The organism is Clostridium bornimense, from assembly GCF_018917145.1.
GTDB lineage: Bacteria > Bacillota > Clostridia > Clostridiales > Clostridiaceae > Clostridium_AN > Clostridium_AN bornimense_A.
Genome location: NZ_JAHLOD010000020.1, coordinates 23128 through 40297 on the forward strand (window position 1 = coordinate 23128; position 17170 = coordinate 40297).

Below are 17170 nucleotides of genomic sequence, written 5' to 3' on the forward strand. Positions count from 1 at the left end.
GATAAAATAAATCTTAGATAAGGAAAGGAGGTTTAAGATTATGGAAGAAATCACTATTAATGCATAGCGAAGGTTATTGCATTAAACAAATATTATAATGAGATGGCCTTTGCTAAATCCATAAAAAATAAATAATATGGAGATGCAAAATGAGCTGTTTTAATAGATATAGATGGGAACTGGTACCGGATAATTTGCCAGTAGTAAAAAGAAATTGTCCTAAATGTAAAGGTAAAACTTCATTTATAAATACAGAAAAGTTTAGAGTAAATGCAAATAAGAATAATATTGATGTATGGCTTATATACCAATGTGAGAAATGTAAGTCTACATGGAATATGACTATTTATGAAAGAGTAAATCCTAGAGAAATAGATAAGGAAGAATATAAAGGGTTTCTTTCTAATGATAAAGATCTAGTTAAAATGTATAGTTTTGATATGGGGGTATATAGTAAAAATAAAGCTGAAGTAATATTAGAGAATATTTCATATAAAGTCAATAAATATACCATAGAAGAAAGTTCTATTAATGAAGATTCAATAATAACTATTACTACTAAGTTTCCATTAGAGATAAGAATGGACAAGTTTATTAGTGACAACTTGAATTTATCTAGAAGTAGAGTTAAAGCTATGATAGATAAAGGGTATATAACTAGCAACATTAATAATAAGTTAATGAAGGTTAAAATAGTGAATTCTATCGAGTTGTATGTGAAGAATTTATAGAAAATAAATAATAGAGTAGGAGCTGTTACAATAGCTTCTATTTTTTTGTTTACGTCACGTATATTTATGAAAATTAAGTTACAGAGAAAAGCGGAAGAAAGTAACGTCAATAGATATAATATTAAAAAGAATAATGATATAATATTTCTGAAAAAACTTTGATAGTACTAAGTATGAATTAAACATTAAAGGAATATAGGAGAATATAGATGAATTTTATTGCAATAGATTTTGAAACAGCAAATGAAAAAAGAAACAGTCCTTGTTCTATTGGTATAATTGTCGTACGAAATGGAAATATTGTTGAGAAAGTACACCATTTAATAAGACCAAAAGAAATGAGATTCATGCCAATAAATATTGGAATACATGGGATAAGACCTGCTATGGTTGAAAATGAATTAGAATTTGATGAAGTTTGGGATATGATAAAACATTATTTTAATAATAGTTTAATAGTAGCTCACAATGCTTCTTTTGATATTTCGGTACTTAGAAATACTTTAGAGTTATATGGAATAGAGTCTCCAGAGTTTAACTATATTTGTACAATGAAACTTTCAAGAAATTTTTATAAAGAACTTGATGATGCTAAATTGAATACAGTTAATAACTTTTTAGGCTATCAATTTAAGCACCATGATGCTCTTGATGATGCAATGGCTTGTAGTAATATATTACTAAGTATTAGTGATGAACTTAAAACAAAAGATATTAATGAAATATCGAAATTGTTAGGGGTTACTATAGGTACAGTTAATAGCTCTGGATATACGCCATCTTCTTCAAAAGGAAGAGTGTATAGAACTTCTTCAAGAGAGGAAGTTAGAAGCAGTAAAAGTATTAAAGATAGTTTTAAAGCTAATACTTTTGAAAATGAAGTAGTTGTCTTTACTGGTAAGCTATCAAGTATGGGTCGAGCAGATGCAATGGTTTTAGTAAGAAAATTGGGTGGGACAGTAGGAACTTCTGTAACGAAAAAGACTACTATTCTTGTCACGAATATAAAAGATGCAGAGAGTTTGAGAAGAAATGAAATGAGTACTAAACTTAGACGAGCTGTTGATCTTAAAGAAAAAGGACAAAAAATTAAGATAATTGATGAGATAGAATTTTTGAATTTTTAATCATAAAGCGGTGATTTTAATGTAGAAAATCACCGCTTTAATTTTATTATAAGTAGAAAGAAAAATGGACTCATATTTAATGTAGGTTATGCGAAATATATCAAATATTAAAAAGTTGATAATTATTTGTAAAAAATAATAAAATTATGTAAAAATATGATATAATACTATTGTGGGAACTTTTTAGTTTATAATTATCAATAGTATGAAGGGAATAAATATATGAGTAAAAAAGAAATTTTAGATCAATTATTAGCAAGTCTTAGCAGTGACAGGATTGAAGAATTAATGATATTCTCAAGTAACAAGGTAGAAGATATAAAAATAGAAATTACAGAAGGTGTACTATATGGAACCTTAGATACTCAAAAAATATTAAATAGTACCTTGAAGCAGGAGTATGAAGCTTTCAATGATATTTATAGATGTTTATTATCTATTAAAAGATTAGGATTATCAGAATAGAATTTTAGAATTATCATTCTGATTTCGATATAAGAGGGCAAGCTATTTATATTACTAAGTTAATATGGAATAGTTTGTCTTTTTTATTTACACAAACTAAAAATGCATAAAATTTAGCTAAAAAAATAATAAAACCATATTGACTATGTAAAGCTATATGATATAATGATAACACAAACGAATGATAATAATTATCATTTACTAAAAGGAAAGTTGCAGCAAAAGTTGGAGGAATAGATATGAAAAAGTTTAAGATGCTAGCAATACTAGGTGTAACGGTGCTTACTCTTGGTATTTTTAGTGGTTGTTCTAGTAATAGTGGTAGCAATGAAAGTAATAACAGTAAGACAAGAATTGTTCAATCAGTAAAAGGTGAAGTTAAAATTCCTACAGATCCTAAGAGAATAGTTGATATTTCAGGAAGTAGTGAAGAATTAGTACTGTTAGGGCATACTCCAGTAGGTACTGCTAATGTAGATTCATATCAAACAGATGTAGTTCCATCATATATGAAAAATACATTAGGTAATGCAAAAGTAGTTGGACATTCTATGATGGATACTATGGATATTGAAGCCATATTATCATTAGATCCAGATTTAATAATAATGGCTCCAAGACAAGAGAAGATATATGATCAGTTAAAAGAGATAGCACCAGTTGTTATGCTTGAAGATCGATCAAATGACTGGGAAGCTAAATTTAGGGATGTAGCAAAGTTATTCGGACAAGAAGATGAAGCTAATCAATGGTTAGATAATTATTATGATAAAGCTAAAAAGTTAGGCAATGAAATAAAGGAAGCTAATGGTGAGGATAAAACATACTTAACAGTATTAGCATCAGCAGGACAATTTATGGTGTTTACAGATGGTGGGATAGGAACAATTCTAAAAGATGATATGGGATTACCACAACCAAGTAATATGCCAAAGCAAGATGGAATAACATTACCTACTGTGACTGTTGAAGGTTTAACAGAAATAGATGCAGATCACATTATAGTGATAGCTACAGAATCTGATAAAGCTGATTTAGAAAAAAATACAGTTTGGAATGAAATGAGAGCTGTTAAAGATGGAGATGTTACTATTTTAAATGCAAGTCCATACTTTAGCCAAGCATATAATCCAATAGGAAGAGAATTATTATTACAATCAATCAAAGATGAAGTTGTAAAGTAAGATTATTATATATAGTAGGTGGTGAGAGGAGTAATCCTTTTGTCACCTATTATTTAAATTTATAGATAAATTATTTAAGGAGTAAATATGAAAAGATATAATAAGAAAACTTTGTCATATATTTTTATAATTATAGGCATAGTGCTTCTTGTAGCGGGTATAATTCTTTCTGTTACATTAGGAGCTAAAAATATAGATTTTTCAACTATTGTAAGTAGTTTATTTTCTAATAGCAATGATATAAACACAAAAATAGTAAGAGATGTTAGAATACCAAGGGCTTTAGCGGCAGCATTAGTAGGAGGATTCCTAGCAGTTGCTGGTGCTATAATGCAAGGGGTTACGAGAAATCCAATAGCAGAACCATCAGTTATGGGGATAACACAAGGTGCTACTTTAATGATAGCAATTACTTTTGTACTTCAAAGAATATATCCTAATATAATAATTGGATCTTTTGGATTAATGCTATTTTCCTTTTTAGGTGCTAGTATAAGTGGGCTATCTGTATATTTTATTAGCTCGAGAAGAGGAAGAAAGGTAAATCCAATAAAACTTGCTTTGGCAGGAACGGCAATAGGTACGTTATTAATATCTTTGGCAATGGCAATAGCAATGTATTTTAATTTATCACAGCAATTAACATTTTGGATTTCAGGAGGATTAGTTTCGGCAAAATGGGAAGGTGTAAAGATGTTAGCCATTATTGGTGGAGCAGCTTTTATTGCAGCAATTTTTATGGCACCAAAGATAACTATTTTGAGTCTAGGAGAAGAAGTGGCTATTGGGCTTGGTCAAAAAACAAATGCTGTTAGGTTTATAAGTATTATTATTGTAATACTACTTACAGGAGCATCTGTTTCTGTAGCTGGGAATATAGTGTTTGTTGGACTAATAGTGCCACAAATAGCAAAAGCTATAGTTGGGTCTGATTATAAATATATAATACCTACTTCTATGATTTATGGGTCAGTATTACTTGTGTATAGTGATATTTTGGCGAGAGTTATAAATCCTCCATATGAGACACCGATTGGTTCATTAACAGCATTGCTAGGTGTACCTGTATTTATATACCTTGTAAGAAAGGATAAAAAGTAGATGATAAAGAGAAATAAGAAACTAACACTAATAATAAGCATTCTTGTAATACTTATTATTCTTACAATATTAACTAGTTTAAATATGGGCTCTTTAGCAATAGAGCCTTTGGATGTTATAAAAACTTTAATAGGTCAAGGTTCTAGAAGTCATGAAATAGCAATATTTAAGTTGAGATTACCGAGAATAGTCATAGCGATATTAGTTGGAACGGCGCTTGCAATATCAGGAACGATTCTTCAAGGTGTCACAAAAAATGATTTGGCGGACTCTGGTATACTTGGGATTAACTCAGGGTCGGCATTATTTGTTGTTATATATATTTATCTTATGAATGGTAATGTATATGACGGTGTAAGTAATATAACTGTTTTTACTATGCCTATTGTTGCTTTATTAGGAGCTATGTTTGGTGCTTTCTTAATTTACATTTTAGCATGGAAAAACGGTATTAATTCATCAAGATTACTTCTTGTAGGTATAGGAATAAATGTAGCATTTACATCATTGCTCACAATATTTCAATTGAGATTTACAACGCAGGAGTTCAATAGAGTAATGGCATGGACATCAGGAAGTATATGGGGTTCAAGTTGGAAATATGTGATGGCAATATTGCCTTTTATAGTAATATTTACGTTACTTACAATATATAAGTCTAGATATTTAGATGCATTGATTTTAGGTGATGAAGTAGCTACGGGACTGGGAATAGAGGTAGAAAAGGAAAGAAGAAAGCTTATAATTTTTTCAGTAATCTTAGCTGGGGTTGCTACTTCTGTAGCAGGTAGTATAGCTTTCTTAGGATTAGTATCTCCTCATATAGCAAGAAAATTAGTTGGACCAAAACATAAAGGGCTAATTCCAACAGCAGCCCTTGTGGGAACTTTAATATTATTAGTAGGAGATACTATAGCACGAAATATTATTGCACCAATGGAGTTACCAGTGGGGATTGTTGTAGCTATAATAGGTGTGCCATATTTTATTTATCTTATGTTAACTACAGAATAGAAGAGGAGAAGAAGATGAACTGTATACGCACAAAAAATTTAAATATTTCTTATGGAAGTTTAGATATTGTAAAAGATTTAAATTTAGAAATACCAAAGGGAAAAATAACTACTATTATAGGTTCAAATGGATGCGGGAAATCAACAATACTAAAAACTATCGCAAGAATTATACAACCTAAAAGCGGAGATATTTATATAAATGATAAAAATATAAAAGGACAAAAGCCACGAGATATAGCAAAAGTAATGGCAGTATTACCACAAAGTCCTATTGCACCTAGTGGACTTACAGTAGAAGAGTTAATTGCCTATGGAAGATTTCCTCATAAAAAGGGATTTGGTTCTTTAAAGAAGGAAGATAAAGATATAATAACATGGGCGCTAAAAGCTACAGGAATAGAAGAGTTTAGAGAAAGAGCTATAGAGGATTTATCTGGAGGGCAAAGACAAAGGGCATGGATAGCTATGGCATTAGCACAACAAACTGAGATACTAATCCTAGATGAACCTACAACTTACTTAGATTTAGCTCATCAATTAGAAATATTGAAATTATTGGAGAAATTAAATAGAGAACAAGGGACAACAATTGTTATGGTTATACATGAACTTAATAATGCAGCAAGATTTGCAGATCATATGATTGGAGTAAAACAAGGGAAAGTGATATGTGAAGGTAGTGCAGATGAAGTTATGACAAAGGACAATCTTAGAGAATTATTCAATATTGATGCTGAAATAGCTAAGGATCCTAGAAACAATAGACCTGTATGTATAACATATGACATGGTAGATTAGGAGACTAAAATGGATAACCAAAAGGAACTGAAAGAAGAAAAGATAAGTAAGTTATTGTTAAAATATTCAATACCAGCAATATTAGCTATGATGGTTACAGCTTTATATAATACAGTTGATAGGGCATTTATTGGGTCAATGAAAGGTGTTGGAGCATTAGCTATATCAGGTCTAGGGGTAACAATGCCACTATTTACGATATTGGGGGCATTTTGTGTAGCTATAGCTATTGGAGGAAGTACCAATATAGCTATAAAGCTAGGTGAAGGTAATAAAGATGAAGCAGAAAAAATATTAGGAAGTACATTTGCATTAGAATTTATTGTTGCTATTGCATTGATGGTAATATCATTTATATTTCTTGATAATATCCTTTATATCTTTGGAGCAAGTAGTAATACAATAAGTTATGCAAGGGATTATATTAGTATAATAATTTTTGGTGCATGGTTCAACTTACCTGGATTTGCTCTTAATAGTGCCATTAGAGCAGAAGGTAGACCAAAGTTAGCAGCTACAATGATGATAACAACTTGTATACTAAATCTTATATTGGACCCTATATTCATTTTTATTTTTAATATGGGGATAAAAGGAGCTGCGTTAGGTACAATCATATGTCAATTGGTAGTTTTCATTTGGGGTACCTATTACTTTACAATAGGTAAATCTAATTTAAAACTTAGGATAAAGAATATAAGAGTTGATAGTAAAATAGTAAGAGCAATTTTACTAATTGCATTAACACCATTTTTGATGGAATTGGCAGCAGGATTTATTCACTTAATAACTAATAGGGTTCTAAAAGTTTATGGCGGCGATATTGCAATTGGAGCAATGACGACTGTAACGTCAATTTCGCTAATGTTCTTGATGCCAGTGTTTGGATTAAGTCAAGGTATGCAAACAATAATTGCCTATAATCATGGGGCAAAGCAATACCATCGTACTAGGAAGACTTTAGTTTATGCCATAGTAGCTGGAACTCTAATATTAACTATTGGGTTATTTATTATTGGAGTGTTTAAGTTAGAGCTTATCCAATTATTCACAGCAGATGACAAACTTATAAAGCTAGCTTCTGAAGGCATATCATTATACTCTATTACTTTACCTATTATAGGTATATCAATTTTAGGAGCGGTATATTTTCAGTGTATAGGTAGTGCTAAAATTTCTATGGTTTTGGGAATTTTAAGACAAGTTATTTTGTTGGTACCTGCTATTTTAATAATCCCTAAGTTTTTAGGACTAAATGGAGTATGGATATCTCAGCCGGTAGCAGATGCAGGGTCAGCTACTATAATTGGTATTTTGCTATTTAGAGAATTTAGAAAGTATAAATGTGAATAGAATAATATAATAATAGCCACCAAAAAGCTCTCCTCTTTTCGGTGGCTATTATTGTTAAATATGTTATATAATAAGTATAAATATTATCTTAGCAAAGGGTCGACATTTAAGAAAATTTATAAGGAAAGAGGGGAAATATATGAGGCTTTGTATTGTATTAACTGGAATAGTAGAAAAATAATATAAAAAGAGGAGGAGATTATTATGGCTATTCCAGATAGTAAAAAGATTTATCCAAGAACAGGTGATACAGAAATTGTATACTTAAAAAACGTAGTAAAAAATCCCAATATACAAGTTGGTGATTTTACAATATATAATGATTTTGTTAATGATCCGAGAGATTTTCAAAAGAATAATGTTTTATATCACTATCCTATTAATAAAGATAAACTGATTATTGGAAAGTTTTGTTCAATTGCTTGTGGTACAAAATTTCTTTTTAATAGTGCAAACCATCGATTAGGGTCCTTATCCACATATACTTTTCCATTGTTTTATGATCAATGGAATCAGGGAATGGAAGTAACAGAAGCGTGGGATAATAAAGGTGATATTGTTATTGGAAATGATGTGTGGATAGGATATGAAGCAGTTATTTTATCAGGAGTTACAATTGGAGATGGAGCAATTATTGGTACAAGAGCTGTGGTCACTAAAGATGTTCCACCATATACAATAGTTGGTGGTATTCCAGCAAAACCAATTAGAAGACGATTTTCAGATGAAGATATTAAATTTTTATGCGAAATTAAATGGTGGGATTGGGATGTTGATAAAATATCATCAAGTATTAAATATATTCAATCTGGTAATATAGAAGGCTTAAAAAATATGATTTAAGATTAGAAATAGTTTTTGTGAAAAAGGCATGTCAAGTTGATATGCCTTTTATATATGTATTAAACAGTATTTTATTGAATACATTTTATTGGAGGGTGATTAAAATGAATATTATAAAAGATAGATTCAAAGATTCAGTTATGATAGTAACAGGTGCTGCAGGAGGAATCGGAAAAGCAATAGCTCTACGGGCAGCAAAGGAAGGTGCAAAGTTAGTATTAGCAGATAGAAAGGTAGAGATGAGTAAAAGTACACTAGATGAAATAAAGGCAATAACAGATGATGTAGAATTTCTAGTGCTAGATCTTTCTAAAGCAGAAAATTGTAGGAGAGTTACAGAAGTAGCAAAGGATAAGTTTGGAGGCTTAGATATATTAATAAATAATGCAGGAATTATGGGGAATCCAGCACCGGTACATAAGATTACAGAAAAAGAATTTAGAAATGTTTTTGATTGTATAGTTATGACAGCGTTTCATATGAGTCATTTTGGAATTAACTTAATGCTAGAAGGAAATAAAGGAGGAGCTATTGTTAATACTTCTTCAGTGGCAGGATTAGTAGGATTTCCAGGACATTCTGCTTATGTTACGGCTAAACATGCTTTAAATGGCTTAACAAGAAATATGGCTTTGGATTATGCAAAGAATGGTATAAGAGTTAATGCAATAAATCCAGGTGTTACAGATACACCTATGTATCATGAAGCATTAGATTATTTAAAGAGGAAAAAGGAAGCTGCTGAAAAGGCAGGGATAAAGTTACAAGGGGGAATAGTATCAGGAAAAACTACATCACCTCAAAATAGAGTAGCATTAGCACAAGAAGTAGCAGATGTTTGTTTATTTTTGGCATCAAATGAAGCTAGTAATGTGACAGGAATAGTAATGCCAGTAGATGGAGGGTTTACAGCATATTAGTATACAAAATTTTTTATAGGCAACTAATATAAATATGAGAGTAATTCTAATGTACTTCTGATATAATATATGTAATGCACTACTTATTAGGTTGGTTATAGAACAGGTTCTAATAATGTTATGATGAAATAGGAAGTAAGTAGTTTATAATATAATACTATGGAGATTTATGAAATAGGAGGTAGTATGGCCTTTAATAATAAATTGCAAATTACAGATTCAGTTGAACTTGCTAGGGTAGAAGAAAAGATAAGCAAAAAGAAAGCTGTTGAATTATTTGAAAGCGGTTATTTAGATAGTTTAGAAGCTGGAAGGTACAATACATTAGCACAAATTCATAAATATTTATTTGAAGATATATATGAATTTGCAGGAGAGGTACGTGATGTAAATATTGCAAAGGGAAATTTTAGATTTGCGCCTGTTATGTATCTAAAGGCATCCTTGGAACATATTGAGACAATGCCACAATCAAGTTTTGATGAAATAATTGAAAAGTATGTTGAAATGAACATTGCGCATCCTTTTAGAGAAGGAAATGGTAGAAGTATTCGAATTTGGCTTGATTTAATATTAAAAAAAGAGTTAGGTAAAGTAGTTAATTGGAGTGAAGTTGATAAGAATGATTACTTACTTGCAATGGAACGTAGTCCTATAAAAGATATAGAGATAAAGCATATCTTAAAGCAAGCATTAACTGATAAAGTTAATGATAGGGAAATTTATATGAAAGGTATTGATACAAGTTATTATTATGAAGGATATACTGTTTATAAAACAGAAGACTTATAATAGTAAATATATTAGTAGGATAGGTGAAAACCTATCTTTTTTGTTTATAAGAAATATAACAAAGAAATTGATGATGATTGGACACCTTTACAAGTGACTAAGATAAAGATGAGAAAAAATTAAAATTAGAATAAAAGTTAATGTTCAGTTAATGTAGCATGTGTATATTTATAAATGTTAGAGGAGGTATATGCATGCTTACGTTAAAAAATGTTAAAAAGAGCTACACTACAGGTGATTTTACACAAGTAGCATTAGATGGAGTATCTTTAAATTTTAGAGAAAATGAATTTGTAGCTATATTAGGACCAAGTGGATCAGGAAAAACAACATGCTTAAATGTTATTGGTGGATTGGACAAATATGATTCTGGTGATTTAATAATTAATGGAAAATCAACAAAGAAATTTTCAGATTCCGAATGGGATTCATACAGAAATAATAGTGTAGGATTTATATTCCAAAGCTATAATTTAATAGGACATTTAGATATAGTATCAAATGTTGAAATGGGGATGACTTTAAGTGGAATATCATCTAAAATAAAAAGACAAAAGGCCCTTGAAGCTCTTGAAAGAGTAGGTTTAAAAAATCATATACATAAAAAGCCTAATCAACTATCAGGTGGTCAGATGCAAAGAGTTGCAATAGCAAGAGCTTTGGCAAATGATCCAGAGATAATTCTTGCAGATGAACCTACTGGTGCACTAGATACAAAAACTAGTGTACAAATAATGGAATTGATAAAAGAAATATCAAAAGAGAAGTTAGTTATAATGGTTACGCATAATCCAGAATTAGCAAAAGATTATGCAGATAGAATTGTAGAGTTTAGGGATGGAAATATAGTATCAGATTCAAATCCACTAAAAAGTGAAACAAAAAAAGAGGAATATTCATTAAAGAAAACTAGTATGAGTTTTTTCACAGCTTTAAAATTATCTGCAATGAATATTAAAACTAAAAAAGGAAGAACTTTTTTAACAGCCCTTGCATCAAGCATTGGTATTATAGGAATTGCTGTTATACTTAGTTTATCAAATGGATTTGATAAAAAGATAGCAGAAACGCAGGAAGATACACTATCAGAATATCCAATTACTATTTCTAGACAAGCTCAAGAAATAAGTAAGGAGGCTATTGAATCTAGAAGAGAAGAAATGAAGAAAAAACTTAGTGGATCATCTGAAAAGGTTGATTCAGATGAAGTTTATCTATATGATTCAAGTGAGGATATGATAACACATACAAATAACATATCAGATGATTATATAGAATATATCAAAAATATTGACCCTGAAATCGTTGATAGCATAGGTTACACAAGAATAGCATCTATGAATCTTTTAAGAAAAGTTGGTGACGAGATAAAGCCGATAACATTTAGTGCTGATGATAAAAGCAATAGTAATTCATCACAACATAGCCAAATGTCATCAGGGTTAGCTTCTTATCCAAGTTCTACAAAAGGTGATAGTGCATCTTTTATAGAAAAAAATTATGACTTATTAGAAGGAGAATATCCTAAATCAGAAACTGATTTAGTGCTTGTGGTAGATGCTGACAATAGAGTAGATGTAAATGTTATGAAAAATCTTGGAATAGATACAACAGATATAGATAGTATTAAATTTAAAGATTTAGTAGGTATGGAATTTAAGTTAATATCAAACAATGATTACTATGAAAAAACACAATTTAATACATATATGCCTTCAAGTGATTATGAAAAAATGTATAATTCAAATGATACAGTTACATTAACTTTAAGTGGTATAGTACGTATTAAAGATGATGTAGGTATGTCTATGATTAATGAAGGAATAGCATATAGTGATGATTTAACTGAATTAGTTATAGAAAAGGCTAAAGAATCTGATATAGTAAAAGCTCAAAAAGATGCAGACTATAATGTAATAACAAGAGAATCTGTCGATGAAGAAACTAAAAATAATTTAGTAGCACATTTTGGAGGGGATGCAACTCCATACGCAATTATGTTATATCCAACTAGTTTTGAAGAAAAAGATCAAGTTATATCATATTTAGATGATTATAATGAAGATAAGTCATCAGAAGATAAAATAGTATATACTGATTTATCAAAGACAATATCAGATATGACTGGTGGTATTATGGATGGAATAACTATAGTTTTAGTTGCATTTGCCGCTACATCACTAGTTGTATCTTTAATAATGGTTGGTATTATAACTTATATATCAGTACTAGAGAGAACTAAAGAAATAGGTATATTAAGAGCACTAGGAGCTAGAAAAAAAGATATTACTAGAGTATTTAACGCCGAAACATTTATAATAGGAGCTAGCTCAGGAATATTAGGTATATCAATTGCATGGTTACTTACAATACCGATAAATAATATTTTATACAAAATGACAGACTTAGAGTCAATAGCAAAGTTAAATCCAATACATGCAGTAGCACTATTATTAATAAGTCTTACACTTACAATGATAGGTGGATGGATACCATCAAAAATGGCAGCTAGAAAAAATCCAGTGGAAGCACTTAGAAGTGAATAGCAAAAGAATCTAAAGAAGATAAAATATTAGGATTTAAACTAGGCAGTGATGACTATATGGTAAAGCCTATAGATTTAGAAGAACTATTAATGAGAGTGAAAGCATTACTTAGAAGGGCAAATATAAATAATGAACATAAATTAACTATAGGTGATGTTGTGCTTGACTATGATAAGCTTATGGTTACAAAAGGAGAAGAAAAAATAGAACTTCCACAGAAGGAATTTTATTTGTTATACAAGCTTCTTAGTTATCCTAACAAAATATTTACTAGGATGCAATTGATGGATGATATATGGGGAATGGATGTTAAAAGTGATGAGCAAACGGTAAATGTTCATATAAGAAGATTAAGAGAAAAGTTTTCAAATTACAATGAATTTGAAATAGTAACAGTAAGAGGGCTTGGTTATAAGGCGGTAAGAAAAGATGACTAAGTGTTCTAGAAAATTAAAAAATACAATAAAATTCAAATTTATATTAGCTTTAATTATATCTATTATAGTAGGAAATATAATATCATTTTTAATCTTGTTACCTTATATAGATAACAAGATAGAAGAAGTATTAACTAATAGATATGAAGTAATTGTTTCTGAATTAAAAAATGCGGAAAATTATGAAGAGAAATTAGATAGCTTAATAGATACTTATGAAAAAATGGGCTATATTTTAACGGTAAATGAAAATATAGATGAATTAAATCTGACGAAATTTCAGGAAGAGAAGTTGAATGGAAATAATAAATTTATATGTTTATTAAGTAAAAAATCTCGTGCAAAGGCAGTAGGAAAGATACAGGATACTTATATTACAATAGAATTAAAGCATTTTTCAGATTTGGAATTTTTCGCTGCTAGACTAAATAAATTGATACTATTTATTAATATATTAATCTGTTCAATTATAATAAGTTTTGTAATAAGAAAGATGACAAAGCCAATTGAAAAGTTAGCAGATGCTACAAATGAAATATCTGCAGGTAATTTTGATATAAATATTGATATTAAAAGTAATGATGAGATAGGTATGCTTGTAGAAAAATTTAATTCTATGGCTAAAGAATTAAAGAATATAGAATATATGCAAACGGATTTTATCAATAATGTATCTCATGAATTTAAGACGCCAATAGCAGCTATAGCTGGGTTTGCGACAATACTTAAAAATACAAAATTATCAGAAGAAGAAAGGACAGAATATTTGGATATTATATCTGATGAAGCTAGCAGATTATCAGAATTATCTTCTAATATACTAACACTTTCAAAACTTGACAATATAGATAACTTCAAAGATAATAAAAAGTTCTTTCTAGATGAACAAATTAGAAAAACCATTATATTGCTTGAAAAACAATGGACTAATAAAAATATATCATTCAATTTAAATCTACCAAGTATATCATATTACGGAAAAGAAGAGTATTTAATGCAGGTGTGGATAAACCTAATAAATAATGCTATAAAGTTTTCAAAAGAAAATAGTAATATAGATATTTGTTGCTATAGAAACTCGGAGTATGCTTTTGTGAAAATAAAAGATTATGGCTTAGGAATGGATGAAGAAACTAAAAAGAGGGCATTCCATAAGTTCTATCAAGGAGATAGTTCTAGAAAAGGTGAAGGGTACGGATTAGGATTATCTATTTGTAAAAGAATAATTGACTTGTCAAAAGGAGAAATACATATAGATAGCGAGCTTGGAAGATATACTGAGATATTAATAAGTTTGCCTTATGAATAGAATTATATTTTACTTATGATATGGAGAGGTGTACCACAAATAAATGAGGTTTTGACTTAAATTGGATAAGTGAATACATGATATAATGTTTAGAAGAGAAAGTTCCTCAATCGTAATTTTAAATGAAGTTGAGGAACTTTTACTAATATATGAATTTTACATTATATAAAATTCATATATTAGTAAAAGTAAAAATGAAATCAATAATCCTACTAAAGAGAGTAAAGATAGTGTCATAGCCTCGTTTATTACTTTTACTACTCTCTAAATCGTAATACATCAAGGGCAGATATTTTTGATAATTTACGAGATATAATTAATATAACAAATATCCATGAAACAAGTATTAATGCAATAGTAGCAATTAATGCACCAAAAGTCATTTTTACTTGCATACCATTAAGAACAGTAGCTATTATAGTTGGATAAATTAAGGTAACTACTTTAAAACTAATAGGAATAGATATTAGCATACTAATAATTACTACAAATAATGAAGTAATAAGATACATCTGACATACATCTCTATGGGAGTAACCTAAAATCTTTAGTATGCATATAGATTTTTCATATTTTTCAACCATAAGATTAATTATCATATATAGCATGCCTATGAAAATAAGAATTCCCATGCCCATTAATGATATTATTACAGCCATTAAAGAATCTATTCTTGCAGAGGCACCACGAAGACTATCAACTTTAGTTAAAGTTTCAGCAAGGTTATTTTCATCAATATCTAACTTAGTGTTAGAATAAATAACATTCCAGTAGTCATCTTCTACAGAATACTGCTTTTTCATAGTATTAATATCAGTAAAGACATACATTCCATATTGAAGATCCATTACATCAATAACTTTATAATTGTGAACTTTACCATTAAGATTATCTCTTAAGGTAACTGTATCCCCTTTATTCCAGTGAAACTTATCTCTTATTGATGCAGAAACTATCATTTCATTTTCATCACATTTTTCAGTATCACAGTTAAAGTAAGCACTATCAGGCTGAATTCCAATCATACGAATAGTAAAGTTTAGTTTATCCTCTCCAAATTGAGTCTGGAATGAACGTTCATAAGCTTCTTCACCACCTTCAGGTGATGTAACTGTTGGAAAACGATAAAGATATTTATATTCATAATGCATTGTATTGTCACAATCAATCTTAAATGATGATAAGGTACTATAAAGAGAAACACCGAATACCACCATAAAAATTGTAGCAATTAATGATATTAAAAGAGTTAAGTGCATAGATAATTCTCTTGTAAACTGACGTATTTGATACTTTACTCTAAATTTAAATCTAGATAAATTTAAGTTTATTTTTGAAGTATCAATAGAAGCAGTACCTCTTAATAAAGACACTGTGGGTTTATTTAAAGTTCTATTAACTACTAATGCATTAACAATTATTGATATAAGAATTGGAAGAACAGTACCGTATAAAATCAAATAAGGCATAATAACTGGTTTAACATCTGTCATGCATCCACCATTAATATAACCCTGCATAAAATATGGGGCAAAGGTAAAACCGAGTATTGTTCCCGATATACATGCAATAGAAACTACAAAAACAGGAAGTTTTATAAAGTTTAAAGTTAACTGTATATTATTGTAGCCTAAAGCTGATAAAGTTCCGATAATGGTATATTCTTTTCTGATTTCTGAAGCAGCAAGAGTCGCAATAAGAAAAGATAACATAATAAAAAATATAATTCCCATTGGCATAGTACAGCTTTTATTTATTGTTACATCATGGGAAAAACTAATAATTCTCTGATTATCATTACGTTCCATAAAGTTTATAAGATTACATGTATTTTCAGTAATTTTTGAGTTATCAACAATACTTGTATTTACTAATTGATTTTTTAAAAAGTCATTAAGGTCATCATTAGTAAAAGTGTTTTTACCTTTGTTTAATACGTAAGAATAATTATATTGAACAGTATAAGATTTTGTTAAGGCATCAAACATTTCTTTATTAACAAAGCAAAGACAGAAATTATTATAATCAGGATATGGTCCATCACCAACTTCATATAATGAATCATAGTCTATTACATAACCATGACCAGATATATTAAATTTATTATTATCAATTTTAAGGCTTTGGGATAAATTTAGGTTATGAAGCTTGGCATAATGTTGTTCAATTACAATATCAGTATAATTGTTAGGATATTCACCATCATTTAGCTGTAGAAGATTGATATTTTCTCTATTTTTATAAATTCTATAGGTTGTACCAGTATTAGAGTCTTTAATATTAATATAAAAATTATTTTCAATGGTTACTCCATAGTCATTCAGTTCATTTATCTGATGATGGTTTAATGGGCTGTATACTAAAAAGTTACCGTCTTCACAGTTACTATCTTCAATTAAATTATTAATTGCAAGATTAATAGAATCTGTTGAATCGGCAATAGAAACGAACATCATTGTACCGATCATAAAGATTGCAAAAGAAACAATATATTTAGCAAAGTTTTGCTTAAATCCGCGAAAGATTCGTTTATTTAATACATTCATAA

15 protein-coding genes are annotated in these 17170 nt (G+C 29.3%); 14 read left to right on the forward strand and 1 reads right to left on the reverse strand.

Going from position 1 to position 17170, the window contains the following annotated elements; genetic code table 11:
- The first annotated feature begins 149 nt into the window (after positions 1 to 149).
- From KQI30_RS08855 to KQI30_RS08920, 14 genes are all read left to right on the forward strand, one after another.
- Positions 150 to 731 (forward strand): DUF1062 domain-containing protein, encoded by a 582-nt coding sequence (locus KQI30_RS08855; protein WP_216462942.1) that lies wholly within the window; start codon positions 150 to 152, stop codon positions 729 to 731.
- Positions 732 to 940: 209 nt separating this feature from the next.
- Positions 941 to 1858 carry an exonuclease domain-containing protein gene (locus KQI30_RS08860; protein WP_216462943.1) on the forward strand — a complete coding sequence of 306 codons (918 nt, stop codon included), beginning with the start codon at positions 941 to 943 and terminating at the stop codon, positions 1856 to 1858.
- A 222-nt stretch (positions 1859 to 2080) separates the two neighbouring features.
- Positions 2081 to 2323 (forward strand): hypothetical protein, encoded by a 243-nt coding sequence (locus KQI30_RS08865; protein WP_216462944.1) that lies wholly within the window; start codon positions 2081 to 2083, stop codon positions 2321 to 2323.
- 239 nt (positions 2324 to 2562) lie between these two features.
- Positions 2563 to 3507 (forward strand): iron-hydroxamate ABC transporter substrate-binding protein, encoded by a 945-nt coding sequence (locus KQI30_RS08870; RefSeq protein ID WP_216462945.1) that lies wholly within the window; start codon positions 2563 to 2565, stop codon positions 3505 to 3507.
- Between the two features lie 87 nt (positions 3508 to 3594).
- Entirely contained in the window at positions 3595 to 4608 is a 1014-nt protein-coding gene (locus tag KQI30_RS08875) for a FecCD family ABC transporter permease (RefSeq protein ID WP_216462946.1), read from the forward strand.
- Positions 4609 to 5622, forward strand: coding sequence for a FecCD family ABC transporter permease (locus KQI30_RS08880; protein ID WP_216462947.1), 1014 nt, complete (start codon positions 4609 to 4611; stop codon positions 5620 to 5622).
- Positions 5623 to 5636: 14 nt separating this feature from the next.
- The gene (locus tag KQI30_RS08885; RefSeq protein WP_216462948.1) at positions 5637 to 6422 is read left to right on the forward strand and encodes an ABC transporter ATP-binding protein; all 786 of its coding nucleotides are present in this window, start codon (positions 5637 to 5639) and stop codon (positions 6420 to 6422) included.
- Positions 6423 to 6431: 9 nt separating this feature from the next.
- Positions 6432 to 7775 (forward strand): MATE family efflux transporter, encoded by a 1344-nt coding sequence (locus tag KQI30_RS08890; protein WP_216462949.1) that lies wholly within the window; start codon positions 6432 to 6434, stop codon positions 7773 to 7775.
- Positions 7776 to 7979: 204 nt separating this feature from the next.
- Positions 7980 to 8618: a CatB-related O-acetyltransferase gene (locus KQI30_RS08895; protein ID WP_216462950.1), complete on the forward strand. Its 639-nt coding sequence runs from the start codon at positions 7980 to 7982 to the stop codon at positions 8616 to 8618.
- A gap of 104 nt (positions 8619 to 8722) precedes the next feature.
- Complete coding sequence (locus KQI30_RS08900; RefSeq protein ID WP_216462951.1) at positions 8723 to 9538, forward strand: SDR family NAD(P)-dependent oxidoreductase; 816 nt, start codon at positions 8723 to 8725, stop codon at positions 9536 to 9538.
- Positions 9539 to 9724: 186 nt separating this feature from the next.
- The gene (gene fic, locus KQI30_RS08905) at positions 9725 to 10330 is read left to right on the forward strand and encodes a protein adenylyltransferase Fic (protein WP_216462952.1); all 606 of its coding nucleotides are present in this window, start codon (positions 9725 to 9727) and stop codon (positions 10328 to 10330) included.
- Between the two features lie 194 nt (positions 10331 to 10524).
- On the forward strand, positions 10525 to 12876 hold the full coding sequence (locus tag KQI30_RS08910; protein ID WP_216462953.1) for an ABC transporter ATP-binding protein/permease: 2352 nt from the start codon (positions 10525 to 10527) through the stop codon (positions 12874 to 12876).
- A 56-nt stretch (positions 12877 to 12932) separates the two neighbouring features.
- Entirely contained in the window at positions 12933 to 13313 is a 381-nt protein-coding gene (locus KQI30_RS08915) for a winged helix-turn-helix domain-containing protein (RefSeq protein ID WP_216462954.1), read from the forward strand.
- The gene (locus tag KQI30_RS08920) at positions 13306 to 14622 is read left to right on the forward strand and encodes a sensor histidine kinase (RefSeq protein ID WP_216462955.1); all 1317 of its coding nucleotides are present in this window, start codon (positions 13306 to 13308) and stop codon (positions 14620 to 14622) included. The genes KQI30_RS08915 and KQI30_RS08920 overlap by 8 nt, the downstream gene beginning before the upstream one ends.
- Positions 14623 to 14879: 257 nt before the next feature.
- Here KQI30_RS08920 and KQI30_RS08925 read toward each other — a convergent pair whose 3' ends face one another.
- Complete coding sequence (locus tag KQI30_RS08925; RefSeq protein WP_216462956.1) at positions 14880 to 17168, reverse strand: FtsX-like permease family protein; 2289 nt, start codon at positions 17166 to 17168, stop codon at positions 14880 to 14882.
- Positions 17169 to 17170 lie beyond the last annotated feature (2 nt).

Bases quoted from the DNA above. Each gene is read 5' to 3' on its own strand.
- KQI30_RS08855 (WP_216462942.1), top strand. From the start codon at position 150: ATGAGCTGTTTTAATAGATATAGATGGGAACTGGTACCGGATAATTTG.
- KQI30_RS08860 (WP_216462943.1), top strand. From the start codon at position 941: ATGAATTTTATTGCAATAGATTTTGAAACAGCAAATGAAAAAAGAAAC.
- KQI30_RS08865 (WP_216462944.1), top strand. From the start codon at position 2,081: ATGAGTAAAAAAGAAATTTTAGATCAATTATTAGCAAGTCTTAGCAGT.
- KQI30_RS08870 (WP_216462945.1), top strand. From the start codon at position 2,563: ATGAAAAAGTTTAAGATGCTAGCAATACTAGGTGTAACGGTGCTTACT.
- KQI30_RS08875 (WP_216462946.1), top strand. From the start codon at position 3,595: ATGAAAAGATATAATAAGAAAACTTTGTCATATATTTTTATAATTATA.
- KQI30_RS08880 (WP_216462947.1), top strand. From the start codon at position 4,609: ATGATAAAGAGAAATAAGAAACTAACACTAATAATAAGCATTCTTGTA.
- KQI30_RS08885 (WP_216462948.1), top strand. From the start codon at position 5,637: ATGAACTGTATACGCACAAAAAATTTAAATATTTCTTATGGAAGTTTA.
- KQI30_RS08890 (WP_216462949.1), top strand. From the start codon at position 6,432: ATGGATAACCAAAAGGAACTGAAAGAAGAAAAGATAAGTAAGTTATTG.
- KQI30_RS08895 (WP_216462950.1), top strand. From the start codon at position 7,980: ATGGCTATTCCAGATAGTAAAAAGATTTATCCAAGAACAGGTGATACA.
- KQI30_RS08900 (WP_216462951.1), top strand. From the start codon at position 8,723: ATGAATATTATAAAAGATAGATTCAAAGATTCAGTTATGATAGTAACA.
- fic (WP_216462952.1), top strand. From the start codon at position 9,725: ATGGCCTTTAATAATAAATTGCAAATTACAGATTCAGTTGAACTTGCT.
- KQI30_RS08910 (WP_216462953.1), top strand. From the start codon at position 10,525: ATGCTTACGTTAAAAAATGTTAAAAAGAGCTACACTACAGGTGATTTT.
- KQI30_RS08915 (WP_216462954.1), top strand. From the start codon at position 12,933: ATGGTAAAGCCTATAGATTTAGAAGAACTATTAATGAGAGTGAAAGCA.
- KQI30_RS08920 (WP_216462955.1), top strand. From the start codon at position 13,306: ATGACTAAGTGTTCTAGAAAATTAAAAAATACAATAAAATTCAAATTT.
- KQI30_RS08925 (WP_216462956.1), bottom strand. From the start codon at position 17,168: ATGAATGTATTAAATAAACGAATCTTTCGCGGATTTAAGCAAAACTTT.